This window comes from Azospira sp. I13, assembly GCF_003112695.1.
Lineage (GTDB): Bacteria > Pseudomonadota > Gammaproteobacteria > Burkholderiales > Rhodocyclaceae > Azospira.
This window is the reverse complement of the sequence record NZ_BFBP01000011.1, coordinates 221,516-237,364: the sequence shown is the minus strand read 5'-3', so window position 1 is coordinate 237,364 and position 15,849 is coordinate 221,516. Positions and strand designations below refer to the sequence as shown.

General features: G+C 65.0%; 15 protein-coding genes. 3 read left to right on the top strand and 12 right to left on the bottom strand.

Annotated features, from left to right (window positions below; translation table 11 throughout):
* Positions 1 to 94: 94 nt before the first annotated feature.
* Entirely contained in the window at positions 95 to 451 is a 357-nt protein-coding gene (locus AZSI13_RS11095; RefSeq protein ID WP_109041225.1) for a response regulator, read from the bottom strand.
* Positions 448 to 2,106 carry an ATP-binding protein gene (locus tag AZSI13_RS11090; protein WP_109041224.1) on the bottom strand — a complete coding sequence of 553 codons (1,659 nt, stop codon included), beginning with the start codon at positions 2,104 to 2,106 and terminating at the stop codon, positions 448 to 450. Before AZSI13_RS11090 ends, AZSI13_RS11095 begins: the two co-directional genes overlap by 4 nt.
* Positions 2,107 to 2,278: 172 nt before the next feature.
* On the opposite strand from AZSI13_RS11090, the gene AZSI13_RS11085 reads away from it, so the two are divergent.
* Positions 2,279 to 3,523 (top strand): HD-GYP domain-containing protein, encoded by a 1,245-nt coding sequence (locus AZSI13_RS11085; protein WP_109041223.1) that lies wholly within the window; start codon positions 2,279 to 2,281, stop codon positions 3,521 to 3,523.
* Between the two features lie 418 nt (positions 3,524 to 3,941).
* Entirely contained in the window at positions 3,942 to 4,220 is a 279-nt protein-coding gene (locus AZSI13_RS11080) for a type II toxin-antitoxin system HicA family toxin (RefSeq protein ID WP_109041222.1), read from the top strand.
* Between the two features lie 240 nt (positions 4,221 to 4,460).
* Here the strand turns inward: AZSI13_RS11080 and AZSI13_RS11075 are convergent, their stop codons facing one another.
* From AZSI13_RS11075 to AZSI13_RS11065, 3 genes are read right to left on the bottom strand one after another with little or no spacing between them, the layout of a single operon-like run.
* A complete protein-coding gene (locus AZSI13_RS11075; RefSeq protein ID WP_109041221.1) occupies positions 4,461 to 5,966 on the bottom strand; it encodes an efflux transporter outer membrane subunit in 1,506 nt (501 codons plus the stop codon).
* On the bottom strand, positions 5,966 to 9,094 hold the full coding sequence (locus tag AZSI13_RS11070; RefSeq protein WP_109041220.1) for an efflux RND transporter permease subunit: 3,129 nt from the start codon (positions 9,092 to 9,094) through the stop codon (positions 5,966 to 5,968). The genes AZSI13_RS11075 and AZSI13_RS11070 overlap by 1 nt, the downstream gene beginning before the upstream one ends.
* Before the next feature lie 30 nt (positions 9,095 to 9,124).
* Positions 9,125 to 10,384, bottom strand: a complete 1,260-nt coding sequence (locus tag AZSI13_RS11065) for an efflux RND transporter periplasmic adaptor subunit (RefSeq protein WP_109041219.1) — start codon at positions 10,382 to 10,384, stop codon at positions 9,125 to 9,127.
* Between the two features lie 180 nt (positions 10,385 to 10,564).
* Between AZSI13_RS11065 and AZSI13_RS11060 the strand changes: the two genes are divergently transcribed.
* Positions 10,565 to 11,182, top strand: a complete 618-nt coding sequence (locus AZSI13_RS11060; protein WP_109041218.1) for a TetR family transcriptional regulator — start codon at positions 10,565 to 10,567, stop codon at positions 11,180 to 11,182.
* Between the two features lie 438 nt (positions 11,183 to 11,620).
* On the opposite strand, the gene AZSI13_RS11055 is transcribed toward AZSI13_RS11060, so the two are convergent.
* The 7 genes from AZSI13_RS11055 to AZSI13_RS11025 form a co-directional block, all read right to left on the bottom strand.
* Positions 11,621 to 12,022, bottom strand: coding sequence for a YchJ family protein (locus AZSI13_RS11055; protein WP_109041217.1), 402 nt, complete (start codon positions 12,020 to 12,022; stop codon positions 11,621 to 11,623).
* Between the two features lie 61 nt (positions 12,023 to 12,083).
* Complete coding sequence (locus AZSI13_RS11050; protein WP_109041216.1) at positions 12,084 to 12,320, bottom strand: hypothetical protein; 237 nt, start codon at positions 12,318 to 12,320, stop codon at positions 12,084 to 12,086.
* Positions 12,321 to 12,404: 84 nt separating this feature from the next.
* Positions 12,405 to 12,896, bottom strand: coding sequence for a putative toxin-antitoxin system toxin component, PIN family (locus AZSI13_RS11045; protein ID WP_109041215.1), 492 nt, complete (start codon positions 12,894 to 12,896; stop codon positions 12,405 to 12,407).
* Positions 12,897 to 12,970: 74 nt separating this feature from the next.
* Positions 12,971 to 13,813: a UDP-2,3-diacylglucosamine diphosphatase gene (locus tag AZSI13_RS11040; RefSeq protein WP_109041214.1), complete on the bottom strand. Its 843-nt coding sequence runs from the start codon at positions 13,811 to 13,813 to the stop codon at positions 12,971 to 12,973.
* 49 nt (positions 13,814 to 13,862) lie between these two features.
* Positions 13,863 to 14,648 (bottom strand): glutamate racemase, encoded by a 786-nt coding sequence (gene murI, locus AZSI13_RS11035; protein ID WP_109041213.1) that lies wholly within the window; start codon positions 14,646 to 14,648, stop codon positions 13,863 to 13,865.
* 9 nt (positions 14,649 to 14,657) lie between these two features.
* A complete protein-coding gene (locus AZSI13_RS11030; protein ID WP_109041212.1) occupies positions 14,658 to 15,002 on the bottom strand; it encodes a RidA family protein in 345 nt (114 codons plus the stop codon).
* A gap of 63 nt (positions 15,003 to 15,065) precedes the next feature.
* Complete coding sequence (locus tag AZSI13_RS11025) at positions 15,066 to 15,833, bottom strand: hypothetical protein (protein WP_109041211.1); 768 nt, start codon at positions 15,831 to 15,833, stop codon at positions 15,066 to 15,068.
* Positions 15,834 to 15,849: the final 16 nt, after the last annotated feature.

Sequence of the window (15,849 nt, the reverse complement as noted above, 5' to 3'; positions counted from 1 at the left end):
GGGTCAGGCTCGTGGTTCAGGCCTCGCTGGCGAGACCTTCAAAGTCATGGGGTGCCGGGGACGGTGCCATGCCTCCGGGTTACCCTTGCGCGTTTCAGCTCAGGCCCAGGGCCTGCAGCAGGGCGTCGCGGCTGATGGGCTTGATCAGCAGGTCATTGAAACCGGCGGCCATGATCTGGTCCTTCTCCGAGGCGAAGGCGTGGGCGGTATAAGCAACGATGTGCAGGTCCCGGGTTGCCGGGGCTTCCCGCAGGCGGCGACAGACTTCAAGGCCGGTCATGCCCGGCATGCTGACATCCAGCAGCACATGGTCCACACCGCCTTCCTTGTCCAGGCAGTCGAGAGCGGCTTCGCCACAATCGGCTTCCACCACCTCGACGCCCAGTTTGCCGAGGATGGCCCGGGGCAGCAGGCGATTGACTTGATGGTCGTCCACAATCAGTACTTTCATGGTGTTTCCTTGTCGGGCAGGGGGAGCACGAAGAAGAACTCGCTGCCCCGGCCGGTCTGGCTGCGCAGTTGCAGGTTGCCGCCCATGTGGTCCACCAGCTGGCGCGACAGGGCCAAGCCCAGGCCGCTGCCGCCCTGGCGGCGGGTGGCGAAGGTTTCGGCCTGGCGGAATTTCTCGAACACGGCTTCCTGGTCTTCCAGAGCGATGCCGGGTCCCGTATCCACCACGGCGAAGCGGATGCCGGCCCCTTCCCGGATGACCTCGATGAGAATGCTGCCGCGAACGGTGAATTTGACCGCATTGTGCACCAGATTGTTGAGCACCTGGGTCAGGCGCAGGGCATCGCACCAGAGGGTCTGGGGCAGGTTTTCCGCCGTGGCCAGGCTCAGGGTCAGGCCCTTGGCGACAGCCATCGGCTGGTGGCTGGCCAGGACCTGCTGCAGCAAGGGGCTAAGGGGGGTGGCCGCCGGATGCAGTGTCAGTTGGCCGGCCTCGATCTTGGCCAGGTCGAGGATGGAATTGACCAGCTCCAGCAGGTGGGTGCCACTCTGGCGGATGGTCTGGGCGTATTCCACCTGTTCCGGCCCGCCTTCGCCGTCCTGCAGCAGCTCTGCATAGCCGATGATGCCATTGAGGGGCGTGCGCAGTTCGTGGGACATGGAGGCGAGGAACTCGGACTTCAGCCGGTTCGATTCCTCGGCCCGGGCCCGGCTCTTTTCCAGGCGTAGCAGCAGCACCTGGATGGCCCAGGCGAAGGCCAGCACGATGAAGGTGACCAGGGTGCCGAACAGCAGGTAGCTGCGGGCCCGGCCATGCACCGCGGCCAGGGCCTGCTGCTTGCCCACCCCCACCACCACCATCAGGGGGTAGTCGGGCAGTACCCGGTAGGCGAGGAAGCGTTCCACGCCGTCGATGCTGCTGGTATGGGTCAGGGTGCCCCGGGGGTCCCGGGCGGCGGCGGTCAGCAGGGGGCTGTCCATCAGCTTCTGGCCGACCTGGCTGGTGACGTCCGAGCGGCGGGCCCGCACCACGCCGTCCAGCCCCACCAGGGTGATGACGCCGCCGGCCCCCAGGTCAACGTCGCCGTAGAGCTGGGTGAAATAAAGCGGGTCCAGGGATACCACGGCGACACCGCCAAAGCTGCCGTCCGGCTTGTTGATGCGCCGGGTCAGCTGCAACGACCATTTGCCCGTGGCCCGCCCCAGTACCGGCTGGCTGATGAATAGCTGGCTGCTGTCGGAGGCCTGGTGAACGCGGAAGTGCTCCCGGTCCGAAAGATCCATCACCTTGTGGTTGGGCAGGTTGGAGTGGATGTACATGCCCCGGGCGTCGATGATGCCCAGCTGGTTGAAGAGGTTGGCGAAGATCATGCCGTCCCGCACGTAGGCGGGGATGTCCAGCCGGTCGGGATGATGCTCGTACTGGTACTTGAGGAACATCACCGCCTGGTCCACGCTCTTCAGGGTGCGCAGGGTGTGTTCTTCCAGGGCCCGGGCCAGGTTGAGATTATTCTGATTGACGGCGGCAACTTCCAGCCGCTCTTCGCTGTCGATCTTGAAGAACACGGCGAACCAGTTGAGCAGCAGTACAGCCAGGGCGAAAGCCCAGACCAGGCGAAGGCCTTGGCGGGAGGTGGTGGGTGTGGATGAGGGCATGAATGGGGCAAGGACTGTCGTTGCTCCGGCAACGCGGGAGCGCATGGCAAAATGATATGTGCAGAAGCGGGTCTTGCTGTCCTGGGTTAAACCCTAGGAATCCGGCATTCCTCCTCATGCCGGATGCCCTTACGTGTTTTACAATGCGCCCAGCCTAATTCTTTGAACGACCATGCAGCGTCTCAGCGTCAACCGGCTTCAACCCGGCATCTTCATCTCCCTCGCCCATGTGGGCTGGGTGCGGCATCCTTTTTTGCTCAACGAATTCCGCATCTCCAGCGATCGCCAGATCCAGGTGCTGAAGGAAATGGGCATGGTCGAAATCCCCTGGGACCCGGAGCGCAGCACCGCCGTGCCCCTGCCGGAAAAGACGGTGGCCGAGCCGGCCGGCGAAGCCGATTTCGGCGCTGCGGCCCTGGCCGGCATGCTGGATGAAAAGAAGCAGCGCATCGAACGGGTGCGCCGCCAGCGGGAACGCCTGGCCCGGCGGGAGCGGGAATATGATGAAGAGATCAGCGCTGCCACCGACATCCTGAAGAATCTCGGGCCTAAGCCGGTGGAGGCCCACGGGGCTGCCCTGCAACTCGCTACCCGCATCGTCGATGGTCTGATGGGTGCCGAGAACGTGGTCATCCAGCTGATGAGCCAGAAGGTGCGGGAAGCCGGCCTGGCTTTCCATTCCGTCAATGTGATGGTGCTCTCCCTGCTCCTGGGCAAGGCGGCCGGTCTTTCCGCCGAGGAGATGAAATTTCTCGGCGTCGGTGCCCTGCTGCACGATGCGGGCAAGCAGGAGATTCCGCCCCGTATCCTGCGGGCACCCACCCGCACGCCGCCGGAGGAGGAGTTCTACCGTGCCCACGTGGGTTACGGCATCAAGGCTGTGGCCGGGGTGCGCAACATGGCGGTGCCAGCCCGCAACATCATTGCCTGCCACCACGAACGCTGGGATGGCAGCGGCTTTCCCAACAAGCTGGCCGGCGACAAGATTCCCCGTCTGGCCCGCATCGTCGCTCTGGCCAATCACTACGACAATCTGTGCAACCCGTTCCATCTGCAGGAAGCGCGAACGCCCTCCGAGGCGCTCTCCCACCTTTTCAAGAAGGAAGCGGCGGCATTCGACCCCGAATTGCTGCAGCGTTTCGTCAAGGTCCTGGGTATCTACCCGCCCGGCACCTTTGTCACCCTTTCCAACGGCGCCATCGGGCTGGTGGTGGAAACCCACCCCAGCCACCTGCTGCAGCCCCTGGTGATGCTCTACGATGCCGACATTCCTCGCCACGAGGCCCTCATGCTGGACCTCAAGGATGCGGAGCTGAGCGTCGAGAAGACCATGAATCCGGCCCAGTTGCCCCTGGCCGTGGTGGAATATCTGGCTCCCCGGGGCCGTATCGACTACAGCATTGAGGGCGCACCGTAAGGAGGTCGGGCGGATTTTTTTCCACCGGCCTTCCCTTTCCCATCTCCTGTGCTAGCCTGAAAGTGTGCCGTGAGTGGCGGCATCCACGGCAAGCTCGGTGCTTGTGCCGCGTTTCAAGGAGAGTCTATGGCAGCTGATAGGCAGGTCTTTTGAGATTACCGAGCAGTGACTTCCGCGGCGCAATGCCGAATACCCGTCCCGAGAGGACGGGCTGAAGCACCCAAAGCCCATGCCTTGTCCGCATGGGCTTTTTCTTGGCCGCGCCAAGGCGGGTAAGCGGCATGGGTGCTGTCTCGAAGTTGGGACGCTATCATTGTGATCGGCTCCCGATACCGGTCTACAACATGGCTGCCGGGCCGCCCGCCCTGCGGTGCCGGGCGTAGAATGGGGTGACCGCACAACCCCGGGGAGTTTCGCCATGAGCCATAAACATGCCCATCTGCTGCGCGCCATCTTTCAGGATTCTCCCAGCGCCAATACCCACTGGCGGGAAGTGGAATCCCTTCTCCATCACCTGGGTGCCACGGTGGAGCCCGCCCACGGTGCCCGCTTCCGGGTGGTGCTGAACGGGGTGGAAGGCTTCTTCCACCACCCCCACAACAGTTCTACCTGCACCAAGGGCGATATCAAGCAGCTGCGGGAATTCCTTGCCCACGCCGGCGTCAGCCTTTCCAGCTACGAGGCGGAGCGCCCCTGAGTCTGAACCGGCGTGCGGCTCCAGGCTTGGCCCCGCCGAGCTCTGGCGGCGCGCTGCCGGCTATCCCGGTAATTCGCGATCCTGTCGTTCCGGCCTGACGGGATGAGCAATGGCTCATTGGAAATCCGGAAAAAAAGAGCCCCCGGAAGGGGGATTCCGGGGGCTGCAAGAGGCCAGCGCGGGGGGGCACTGGCCTCGGGGGTGGGGTGCCGATTCCGGGAGTCACTTCCCGGCCGGCGCTTAGCGGGCCTCGGCCACCGGCGCCGGGGTGGCGCTGGTGCCACTGTTCTTCAGGGATTCGGCCTTGAAGTCGTCCTTCCAGCCGCCGCCCAGGGACTTGAACAGGTCCACCGCCGATGCCAGGCGCGCCTGGCGGGTGGCGATGTAGGCCAGTTGGGCTTCGTTGGCGCTGCGCTGGGCATCAAGCACTTCCAGGAAGGGGGAATAACCCGCCTCATAGCGCAGCTGGGACAGTTCCAGGGTCTTGGCTGCCGCCTTGGCGCGCCGTTCCTGGGCCTGCTCGCCTTCGCCGTTCTCGCGCAGGCTGACCAGAGCATCGTTCACTTCCTTGAAGGCGGTCTGCACCGTCTTCTGGTAGCTCACCAGCACCTGCTTCTGCTTGGCCGTGGCCTGGTCGATACGGGCGGCATTGCGGCCGAAATCGAAGATGGGCATGGTCATGGCGAGGCCCAGGGTCCAAGCGCCGGCAGCGGAACTGAACAGGTTGGACAAGGCGGCACTCTCGCTGCCCAGGCTGCCGGTGAGGGAGAGGCTGGGAAAGAGGGCGGCCTTGGCCACGCCGATGCGGGCGTTGGCGCCGATCAGGTCCTCTTCGGCCTGGCGCACGTCGGGGCGGCCTTCCAGGAGGGAGGAGGGCAGGCCTGCCGGGGGCACCGGCGGCAGGGGCAGCTGGCGCAGGTCGCCGGCAGCGATGGCCAGGCCGGGCTGCCCGGTGAGCAGGGCCAGCTGGTTTTCCGCCAGGGTGCGCTGGCGGCGCAGGTCGGCCAGTTGGGCCTGGGCGGCTGCCAGGGTGCTCTCCGCCTGATTCACGTCCAGGGGAGAAGCGGCGCCGCCTTCCTGGCGGCTCTTGGCGATGGCGAAGGCCTTTTCCCGGCTTTCCACGGTACTGCGGGTCAGGGCCAGGTTGGCGTCGGCGGCCCGCAGGCTGAGATAGCTGTTGGTCACCAGGCTGGCGACGGAAAGCTCCACCGTATCCCGGGTATAGCGGCTGGAGAGCAGCTGGGCCCGGGCGGCTTCGTTGGCGCGGCGCAGCTTGCCCCAGACGTCGATCTCAAAGGAGGTGGCCAGGGCTGCCTTGCGGTTGTCCCGGGTGCGCAGGGTGTTGGCCGCCGGGGGCGGCTCGGTGCGCAGGCTGATTTCGTTGCGGGAAGCTCCGGCATTCAGGTCGATCTGGGGGAAGAAGGCGGCGCCCGCTTCCCGGGATAAACCTTCGGCCTCCTCGACCCGGGCCACGGCGGCCTGCAGGTCGAAGTTCTGGCTCAGGGCCTTGGCCACCAGATCGTTGAGGATGGGGTCCTGGAACAGGGTCCACCATTCCTTCTGGATCGGTGCCGTGGCATCGGTCTGGGCCACGGTGGTGGCGTTGAAGTTATCCGGCAGGGCTGCGTCGGGGCGCTTGTAGTCAGGGCCCACGGCGCAGCCGGCCAGGGCGGCGAGCACCAGGCTGGCGGCCAGGGTGCGGGCCGGCAGGCGGGTCGCGGGGCGAGTGATGTCAGGGCGGCGCATTACTTGGCCTCCTCTTCTTTATGAACGTGGTGGTAGGCACCCTCGGGCAGGCTGGCGCGGCGGCCAGACAGCCAGCTGAAGAACATGGGGATGAAGATGGTGGCGATGAAGGTGGCTGCAAGCATGCCGCCGAACACCCCGGTACCCATGGATTTGCGGGCTGCAGCACCGGCGCCCGTGGCCTTGACCAGCGGGAATACGCCGAGGATGAAGGCCAGGGAAGTCATGACGATGGGGCGGAAGCGCAGGCGGGCGCCTTCCAGGGCCGCATCGAGTACGGCCAGGCCTTCGGCCCGCTTCTGGGCGGCGAATTCCACGATCAGGATGGCGTTTTTCGCCGCCAGACCGATCAGCACCACCAGGCCGATCTGGAAGTAGATGTCGTTGGGCATACCACGGATCATTACTGCCGCCAGGGCGCCGAAGAGGGCGAAGGGCACGGCCATGATCACCGCCAGGGGCAGGGACCACTTCTCGTACTGGGCTGCCAGGATCAGGAACACCATGATGATGCCGAAACCGAAGGCGATGGCCGAGGTGGTGCCGGTGCGTTTTTCCTGGAAGGCCTGACCGGTCCAGGCCAGCTCGTAGCCAGCGGGCAGGGTTTCCTTGGCTACTTCTTCGACGATGCGGATGGCGTCGCCGGTACTGACCTTGGGCAAGGAGTTGCCCATGACCTTGGCGGCGAGGAAGCCGTTGAAGCGCTCCAGCTGCTCCGGACCCACCAGGGACTTGACCTTGATCAGGGCGGAGACGGGCACCATGGCACCGCTGGCGGAGCGCACGTACACCCGGCCCAGATCCTCCGGCTTGCTGCGGTAGGCAGCGTCGGCCTGCAGCTGCACCCGGTAGGTGCGGCCGTTGAGGTTGAAGTCGTTGATGTACAGGGTGCCCATGGTGGCTTGCAGGGTCTGGTACACGTCGGCCACGGCGATGCCCATGGAGATGGCTTTGGCTTCATTGACCTCCACGTTCAGCTGGGGCGAGGTGGGGCGGAAGAAGGTGTTGATGCCCACCAGCTCCGGCCGCTTTTTCAGGCCGTCCATGAACTGCTGCACGACGCCGGCCAGCTTCTGTGGGCTAGCGTCGCCCCGGGCCTGCACGTAGGCCTCGAAGCCGCCGGCAGCGCCCAGACCGCGAATGGCGGGTGGGTTGAACACGATGCCCAGGCCGTCCGGCAGCATCATGCCCATGCCGGTGAATTTCTTGGCCAGATCGTCGGCCTTGCCCTGGCGCTCATCCCAATCCTTGAGGGGGATGAAGACCGTGCCGGCGTTAGGCTTCATGCCGCCGCCGATAATGTCGTTACCGGCGATGACGAAAACCTTGTCCACAGCCTCGTCCTGCTTGATCATGGTCTGGAACTGCTCGCCGGTGGCCCGGGTGCGCTGCAGGCTGGCGCCATCGGGCAGCATCAGGGCGCTGATCAGGTAACCCTGGTCTTCCGCCGGCACGAAGCCGCCGGGCACCATGCGGAACATGGCAATGGAGCCGCCCAGGATGATGACGCAGGCCACGGTACCGATGATGCGGTGGTGCAGGGTCTTGTTCACCATGTTGGTGTAAGACTTGGTGAAACGGTCGAAGAGGCGGTTGAAAGGCTTGAAGACGGCCGCTTCCTCGTGCTTTTCCTTGAGCAGCAGGGCGCACAGGGCGGGCGTCAGCGTCAGGGCGACGATGCCCGAGAGGGTGACGGAGATGGCCACGGTCACGGCGAACTGCTGGTACAGCTTACCGGCGATGCCACCCAGGAAGGCGACGGGGATGAACACCGCGCAGAGCACCAGGACGATGGCCACCACGGCGCTGGAAACCTCACGCATGGCTTCGATGGCCGCTTCCCGCGGCTTCATCTTCTCTTCCCACATCAGGCGCTCGACGTTCTCCAGCACCACGATGGCGTCATCCACCACGATACCGATGGCCAGCACCATGGCGAACAGGGTCAGGGTATTGATGGAGAAGCCGAACAGCCACAGGCCGGCGAAGGTGCCGATCAGGGAGACCGGCACGGCCACCAGGGGAATCAGGGTGGCGCGCCAGTTCTGCAGGAAGATGAAGACCACCAGGGCTACCAGGATCAGGGCTTCCACCAGGGTATGGACCACTTCCTTGATGGAGGCCTGGACGAACTTGGTGGTGTCGAAGGGGATGACGTAATCGACGCCGGTGGGGAACTTCTCCTTCAGTTCCTCCATGCGCTTCTTCACCTTGTCGGCTACTTCCAGGGCATTGGCGCCCGATTGCAGGAAGACGCCGACGCCGACCACGGGCTTGCCCAGCAGGGCGGTGGAAGCATCGTAGTTCTGCGCACCCAGCTCCACCCGGGCCACGTCCTTCAGGTAGAGGGCACCCTTGGGGCCATTGGCGCGGATGACGATATTGCCGAACTCTTCGGGGGAGCTCAGGCGGCCCTTGGCGGTCACCGTATAGACCAGTTGCTGGCCGTTGGGGGCCGGTTCCTGGCCGATCTTGCCGGCAGCGTTCTGCTTGTTCTGGGCTGCGATGGCGTTGGAGATTTCCGTCGTCGTCACGCCCAGCTGGGCCATGCGGTCCGGCTTCAGCCAGAGGCGCATGGAGTAATCCAGGGCGCCGAAGATCTGGGCATCGCCCACCCCGGGAATGCGCTTCAGGTCATCGAGGATGTTGACCAGGGCATAGTTGGAGAGGAAGAGGGGGGTGCGGCTGCTGTCCGGCGAGGTGATGGTGGCCACCATCAGGATGTCGTTGGAGCGCTTCTGCACGGTCACCCCGTACTGGCGCACTACATCCGGCAGGCGCGGCTCGGCGATCTTCACCCGGTTATTCACGTTCACCGTGGCCATGTCGATGTTGGTACCCACCTCGAAGTTGGCGGTGATGGTGAGGGTGCCGTTGGCAGCGGCGGTGGAGTTGAAATACATCAGGTTTTCAACACCGGAGAGCTGCTCTTCGATAGGGCCGGCCACGGTCTTGGCCAGGGTTTCGGCGGAGGCGCCGGGGTAGGTGGCGGAAATGATCACCGTCGGTGGTGCGATTTCCGGGTATTGGGCGATAGGCAGAACCCGCGCCGCCATGATCCCGGCGATGACGATGATGATGGAGATGACCGATGCGAAGATCGGTCGGCTGATGAAAAAGCGTGACATGTCGGTGTCCGGTTCCTTTTCTGGCGCGGCTTATTGCTTGCCTTGAGCGGCAGGCTGGGCGGGCGTCTTGGCTTCTTCTGCGGCCGGCTTGGCGGCGGGGGCGGCAGGGGTGTCGGCGGGCTTGGCGGCAGCCGGGGCCGGGGCGGCGCTGGGGGCAGCACTCGGGGCAGCACCCGGTGCACCTGGCGCAGCCTGGGGTCCATGGGGGGCAACGGGGGTGCCGGGGCGGGCCTTCATCAGGTTATCGACAATGACCTTGTCGCCGGCCTTCAGGCCGCCGGTGATGACCCAGTCCTTGCCGCGCCATTCGGCGGTCTGCACGGGGCGGGGAGCAACCTTGTTTTCCGCATCCACCACCATCACCAGACGGGCCTGCTCGGTCTGGACGACGGCGGCCTGGGGCACCAGGAAGACACCCTCCCGAACTGCGGTGAGCAGGCGCACACGGACGAACTGACCCGGCAGCAACTTGCCTTCCTTATTGTCAAATTCGGCCCGCAACTGCTGGGTGCCCAGGGTGGGGTCGATGGTGGAAGCGAGGAAGTTGATCTTGCCCGGCTTGTCGTAGACCGAGCCGTCCGGCAGGATCAGTTCGACGCCACTGACCATGTCGGCCTTCAACTGGCCGCCCGGCAGGCTGGCAGCATCGGATTCGGAGAGGCCGAAACGCACCCACATGGGGTTGGACTGGTACACGGAAGTGAGCAGGCTGGCGTCGGCAGTATTGATCAGGTTGCCCTCGGATTTGACGGCCCGGCCGGAGGTGCCGGCCACGGGGGCGGTGACGGTGGTCCAGGAAAGGTTCAGCTGGGCCTGGCGCAGGGCCGCCTGGGCCATGGCATTGTTGGAGGCCGCGTCGTCATATTCCTTCTGGCTCACTGCCTGGTGGGCCAGCAGGCCCTTCAGGCGGCCTTCCTCCCGGGCAGTCTGCTCGGCCTTGGCCTTGGCTTCAGCCAGGGCGATCTCATAGGGGGCCCGGTCGATCTGGAAGAGGGGCTGGCCCGCCTTCACCAGGGAGCCTTCCTCATAAAGACGCTTCACCAGAATGCCCCCGACCCGTGCCCGGACCTCGGTTTCCTTGGCGCCTTCCGTCTGGGCCATCAGTTCGACGGCGGCAGGGAGGCTCTGGGGCTGCATTTCCAGCACGGTCACCGGCAGGGCCTGGGGGCCGCCGGCCTGGGGCGGTGCGTTGTCGCCGGAGCAGGCGGTCAGGCCCAGGGTCAGCACCAGGGCGGCAACGGCCGCGGGGCGCAGGCGGAAGGGAGATTGGGAGGCTTGGGTGGACGACATGGAAACAACTCCGGACTTTGAATTATTGTCGAGATTATATACAATCAAGTTTGTATGTAAATACACCTACATGTAACGGAATGTATCGGTGAGGGGGAAAAGTGTTTGTTCCCAGTGCGCCGATTAGGTTCGCGCCAGCCGGCGCTACAACGCTGCCGGCAATGGCTCAATGAGGTATCCATGGTCAGAAAAACCAAGGCGGAAGCAGAGCAGACCCGCCAGGAAATCATCAACGCTGCCCGTACCGTGTTTCACGAGTGCGGTGTCAGTCGCACCTCCCTGGAGAAGGTGGCCCGGGTTGCCGGCGTTACCCGGGGTGCGGTGTATTGGCATTTTGCCAACAAGGCGGAGTTGTTCTACGCCATGCGGGAAGAGTCCCTCAAGGTGCTGGATCAGGTAGATGTCTATCTCCTGGCGGAAGATATTCCCAATCCGCTGGACGCCATCGAGCGTTCCTTGCTGACCTTTTTCGAGATTATCGAAAGCAGCCCCACGGTGCAGCAGACCTTCGAGATCATGTCCCTGCGTTGCGAATACGTGGATGAGTTCGCGCCGGTCCTGCTGGAGGTGAACAAGCCCTGCCTGGGCTTTCTTGCCAAGCTCAAGGACGTCTATACCCGGGCGGCGGAGCGGGGCTATCTGCGGGCTGGCCTGGATGCGGAAGCCCTGGCCTACGACACGGTGTCCTTCACTGCCGGGCTGTTCAACAACTGGCTGGCCTCTGCCCCCGGGGAGGAGTTGCGGACACGGGTGCCCGCCATGGTGCAGGGGCACGTGGCTCTGCGGCGCAAGGACTGAGTGGTCTAGAAAAATGACCTGACCCTGCTGTCCGCAGTGGATGCGGGCAGTGCCGGGTACAGCTTGGAAGGTAATGCCTGGTGCCTGAAGCCCCAGGAGCGGATGGCGCTCTTAGTCCTGCCGAGCGGAGCGGCAGTGATGTTGGGGGTGGTAGGCAAAAGCGGAGCAGGTGGCCAGCTTGTCTGCCGGAAAATACTCCAGATGGGCTGAGCAGGCGACGACGTCTGGCTCCTGGGGAACGCCCAGTGCGTGCTCACAATCAGCGCAGGTCGGGTGAGGCATGGCAGCGTTGGTGCGATAGGGCGTCATGGAGGGCGGGTGGCGAATCTGGCAATTAACAACCAGAGGCCAGTGTAGCCGAAATGTTCTATGACTTATGTAAGTAAAGTCACGGATTAAGTGGTTCCCGGATGCTCTCGGGGCTTCTTGGCTGCCCCATTACTCCGAAATATCCCCATCGACATATAGCCAGCGGCCCTCACGCCGCACGAAGCGGCTCAATTCTTCCAGCCGAAAGGCTCGCCCGCCAATCTTGCCGCGGGCGATGAAACGGACCGTGCCAGTATCGCCGGTCTGGGTCTCTTCCTTGACTTCCAGGCCCAGCCATTTGGGTTGCGGCGCTGTGTGGGCGTCCAGGTCCGGCGGACAGGTTTCCGGCGCCCAGGTGTCCATCAGGTAGGGGGTCAGTCCCAGGGTGTAAGCACTGTAACGGGAGCGCATCAGGGCCTGCGGTGTCGGCGCAGGCTGGCCGTCATGAAATGGGGCACAGCACTGGCGGTAGTCCAGGCCGGAGTCGCAGGGGCAGGGGGTAACAAGTGGGGTGCGCGGTTTTTTTGACATGGCGGAAATGATGCTGCCGCCCCGAAGGGCGGCAGCATGGCAGACAGAACAGGGCGGCAGCTTACTTGATCTTGGCCACGGCGGCGTACATCTGGCCCGGCGACTGGCTGGGCGCGACGCTGGCGGAAGCACCCTGCTGGCCGAGGGAAACCTTGCTGGCCTCCTGGGTGGGGGCCTGTTTTTCCTGAGCCCGCTGGCGGCGCTTCTCCTCTTCGGCCTGACGGACGTCGGGGGCCTTCTGGGAAGACTGAACGTTGCTGCTCTGGCTGGATGCGTTACCGGAAACGGCATTGACCATAAGAACCTCCTCTCAGAACGATATCTTCATGTTAGCCCTTTTTTGGCCATCGGCCAGGTGTGATGGCCCGGCAGGCGGTGGTGCTTATGGCGCTGTCCCGGGCTGCACTTTGGTAGGCTCCGCTTCTAGCAGGGCCAGGGCCGACAAGGGCGCCAGGATGCGCAGGTCGCCCAGGCTGCCCCGGCGCCTGGCCATCTTCAGCACCAGCTTGTCCTTGGAAAGCAGCCAATCGGCCTGAGCGGTCACGGCCAGTTCGATGAACTTCTGGTCGTCCCGGTCCCGGCACTGGGGCAGGGGCGGTGCTTCCAGGCCATCGGCCTGACGTTCCACCAGGGCGGCGTAACGGGCGTGGATAACCGCCTGGCGCGCCTCATCCACCTTGAACTGGGGATAGGCCAGCACCCGGGCCAGTTCGTCCAGGGTGGCGCTGTTGGCCAGGGCCACGGCCCGGCCCTCGGCCAGCACCCGGGCCAGGGGCTGCAGGCTGGGCTCCTCGAACATGTAGAGGTCGAGGACCACATTGGTATCGAGTACCCAGCGGGGGCGGGAGGCAGGGCTAGGCGATGCGGGGGACATGGCGGCGTGTGAGTGTTTTCCGGAGCCGCGCATTGTACTCGGGCGCCCGGCGGGCGGGCTAAAGCCTGGCAGACTTAATCCCGCTGGGTTTTCGATGCTGGCATGGGCAGTACGGGAGGCGGAAAATCGCCGACCTCGCCTTCCAGATGGTCGAGCTGAGGTTGCCGGGGTTGGGTCTTGCGTGCGGCGCCCCATTCGATCAGTTCCATGCGGCCGTCCAGGTGTTCGATGATGGCTGTGCAGGAATCCACCCAGTCGCCGCAGTTGATGTAGGCGATGCCGTCCCGCTCCCGCAGGGCGGCCCAGTGGATGTGGCCGCAGATGACGCCGTCCAGGCCCCGTTCGCGCACGGCGCGGATCACCGAATCCTCAAAATCGAAAATGAAGTTGATGGCGGTTTTTACCTTGCGCTTGGCATAGCCAGCAAGGGACCAGTAGCCGCGCATGCCCAGGCGGCGGCGTACCCAGGAGAGGCTGGTATTGATGCGCACCAGGCCGTTGTAGGCCATGTCGCCGAGGATGGCCACCCAGCGGTGGTAGCGGGTCACCTGATCGAATTCGTCGCCGTGGATGAGCAGGTAGCGCCGGCCGTCGGCGGCGGTGTGCACGTGCTCGTTGCGCACCTGGATGCCGCCGAAGTCGGTGCCGTCATGTTCCCGCAGGGCTTCGTCATGGTTGCCGGGAATCAGCACCACCTTGTCGCCGTGGCGGGCCCGGCGCAGGATCTTCTGCACCACCGTGTTCTGGGTGGAGGTCCAGAACACGCCGCGGCTCATGGACCAGAAGTCCACGATGTCGCCGACCATGTAGAGATACTCGGAGGGATACTCCCGCAGCAGATCGAGGAGCTGATCCGCCTGGCAGGCCCGGGTGCCCAGATGGACATCGGAGATGAAGAGGGAACGTACTTGCGGCATGGTTGGCCGCCAGCTTAATCAGGGGATGTGACGCTGCCGTGACAGGGGGTCAGACGGCGGCCAGGCAGGCGGATTCTCGAGTCCGTTCTGCCAGCCAGCCCAGGCCCAGGGCGGGCAGGCTATGGCGCAACTGCTCGGGCCGGGCCGTGGCCTGGAGCAGCAGCCGGCCCTGGCCACCGGCGGCCCGGCCGGCCAGGCGCTGGGCCTGGCGGGCCACTGGGGCGGCCACATCCACCAGTTCGGCGCGGCCTTGCAGCAGCGGTGTCAGCAGGTGGGAGAGAAAACTGTAATGGGTGCAGCCAAGCACCAAACGGTCGGCTCCGGCGGCCAGCAGGCGTTCCACCTTTTCCGCCATTTCCTGGCGGAAGGCGGGGCTGTCGAAATCCCGGGTTTCCACCCGGGTGGCCCAGCCAGGGCAGGGCTCCACCAGTACCTGGACGCCTTCGGCATGGGTACGGATGAGGCGGGCAAGGCGTTCGGAGCGGGCGGTGGATTCGGTGGCCAGCACGGCGATGCGCCGGGTGCGGCTGCTCTGGGCGGCCGGTTTGACGCCGGGTTCCACCCCCACCACGGGAATCTGGGGCAGCTCGGCCCGCAGGGCCTGCACAGCGGCGGCGGTGGCCGTGTTGCAGGCAACGACGATAAGGCCGCAGCCCTGGGCGGCCAGGTGATGGCCGATGGCCAGTACCCGGCCCTGGATGAAGGCATCGCTGCGGGGGCCGTAGGGCACGTGGGCAGTATCCGCCAGGTAGGTGAGGTCTGCGCCGGGGAGGGTGCGGGCAATGGCGGCGAGCACCGAGAGGCCGCCGATACCGCTGTCGAAAACGCCGATCATGACGCTATTTTACCGGGCCGCCGTCACCACCAGTTCCACCTTGTAGCCCGGCTTGGCCAGACGGGCCTGGATACAGGCCCGGGAAGGGGCGCAGCCGGGAGGCAGCCAGGCATCCCAGACCTCGTTCATGGCGTCGTAATCCGCCATGTCGGCCAGGTAGATGGTGACCTGCAGCAGGCGGTCCTTGCCGCTGCCGGCGCGGGCCAGCAACTGCTCGATGCTGGCGAGGATTTCCCGGGTCTGGGTGGCCGCATCGGCCTCCAGGGTAGCGGCGACTTCCACCAGGTAAACGGTGTTGTCATGAACCACCACGTCGGAGTAACGGGGCGTGGTGCCAAAGCGTTCGATGGTCATGGACGAGACGATGAGAAGTGTTGAAGGAAGGGGGTTGCTACAGCCGCGAATAGGGGTGGCGGATCAGCGCCGCCAGCCGATTTCCCGGGCAGTGGTGAGGCCCACCAGGGTCTGCTCGAGGTCATCGGGAATCTCGGCCCGGCTGGCACTGACGGGAATGCGGCCCCCCATCAGCTCTGCCGCAGTCTGGGGCAACAGGGGTTCCAGATACGGGTCGGCGTAGCCGTCCGGATGGCGGGGCAGGCCGGTGGCGGGGTCGTACTTGTCGCTGGCGCCCAGGGTGTGGAGCAGCTCATGGGCTGCCACCACGTGGTTCTGGGTGGTCTGGCGGGTATCGGCGAAGAGATGGACGACGCCCAGCATGCCCTTCTCCAGACCGCTGGAATGGGGCAGGAGCGAGCGCAGGGCCGGGTCGTGGTAGAGCAGATAGAGGCGCACCTGGGGCTGGGGACGCATTTCCGGGGTGTTTTGCCAGGCCCAGTAACGCAGTTGCAGGCTCCACAGCATGGCGGCGGGCAGGGAGGCCTGCTGGGGGCGGGACGGTGGCAGACGGCCGATTTCCTGGCCCAGGGTGACAGAAATGGGGCGAGGTACGCCGACGCCGTGGCGGGCTGCCTCGGCGTTGAGATGATCGGCGATGGGGGTGAAACTGCTGTCGTTCAGCCGCTGGATATAACGGCGGGTGGCAGGGCTGTCATCCGCCGCGAGGGGGAAGACAGCCACCTGCAAGGTGCCTTTCCAGGCCGTGGCATTGGCTTTGCCATGCCAGGCCGAGAAAGCCACCGACGCCAGGATGAGCAGCAGGGCGAGGACGCGGATGCGGCGCCACATGGCGATCGGTGGTCTA

Coding starts and splice junctions, on each gene's coding strand:
- AZSI13_RS11095 (WP_109041225.1), bottom strand. CDS start 451: ATGAAAGTACTGATTGTGGACGACCATCAAGTCAATCGCCTGCTGCCC.
- AZSI13_RS11090 (WP_109041224.1), bottom strand. CDS start 2,106: ATGCCCTCATCCACACCCACCACCTCCCGCCAAGGCCTTCGCCTGGTC.
- AZSI13_RS11085 (WP_109041223.1), top strand. CDS start 2,279: ATGCAGCGTCTCAGCGTCAACCGGCTTCAACCCGGCATCTTCATCTCC.
- AZSI13_RS11080 (WP_109041222.1), top strand. CDS start 3,942: ATGAGCCATAAACATGCCCATCTGCTGCGCGCCATCTTTCAGGATTCT.
- AZSI13_RS11075 (WP_109041221.1), bottom strand. CDS start 5,966: ATGCGCCGCCCTGACATCACTCGCCCCGCGACCCGCCTGCCGGCCCGC.
- AZSI13_RS11070 (WP_109041220.1), bottom strand. CDS start 9,094: ATGTCACGCTTTTTCATCAGCCGACCGATCTTCGCATCGGTCATCTCC.
- AZSI13_RS11065 (WP_109041219.1), bottom strand. CDS start 10,384: ATGTCGTCCACCCAAGCCTCCCAATCTCCCTTCCGCCTGCGCCCCGCG.
- AZSI13_RS11060 (WP_109041218.1), top strand. CDS start 10,565: ATGGTCAGAAAAACCAAGGCGGAAGCAGAGCAGACCCGCCAGGAAATC.
- AZSI13_RS11055 (WP_109041217.1), bottom strand. CDS start 12,022: ATGTCAAAAAAACCGCGCACCCCACTTGTTACCCCCTGCCCCTGCGAC.
- AZSI13_RS11050 (WP_109041216.1), bottom strand. CDS start 12,320: ATGGTCAATGCCGTTTCCGGTAACGCATCCAGCCAGAGCAGCAACGTT.
- AZSI13_RS11045 (WP_109041215.1), bottom strand. CDS start 12,896: ATGTCCCCCGCATCGCCTAGCCCTGCCTCCCGCCCCCGCTGGGTACTC.
- AZSI13_RS11040 (WP_109041214.1), bottom strand. CDS start 13,813: ATGCCGCAAGTACGTTCCCTCTTCATCTCCGATGTCCATCTGGGCACC.
- murI (WP_109041213.1), bottom strand. CDS start 14,648: ATGATCGGCGTTTTCGACAGCGGTATCGGCGGCCTCTCGGTGCTCGCC.
- AZSI13_RS11030 (WP_109041212.1), bottom strand. CDS start 15,002: ATGACCATCGAACGCTTTGGCACCACGCCCCGTTACTCCGACGTGGTG.
- AZSI13_RS11025 (WP_109041211.1), bottom strand. CDS start 15,833: ATGTGGCGCCGCATCCGCGTCCTCGCCCTGCTGCTCATCCTGGCGTCG.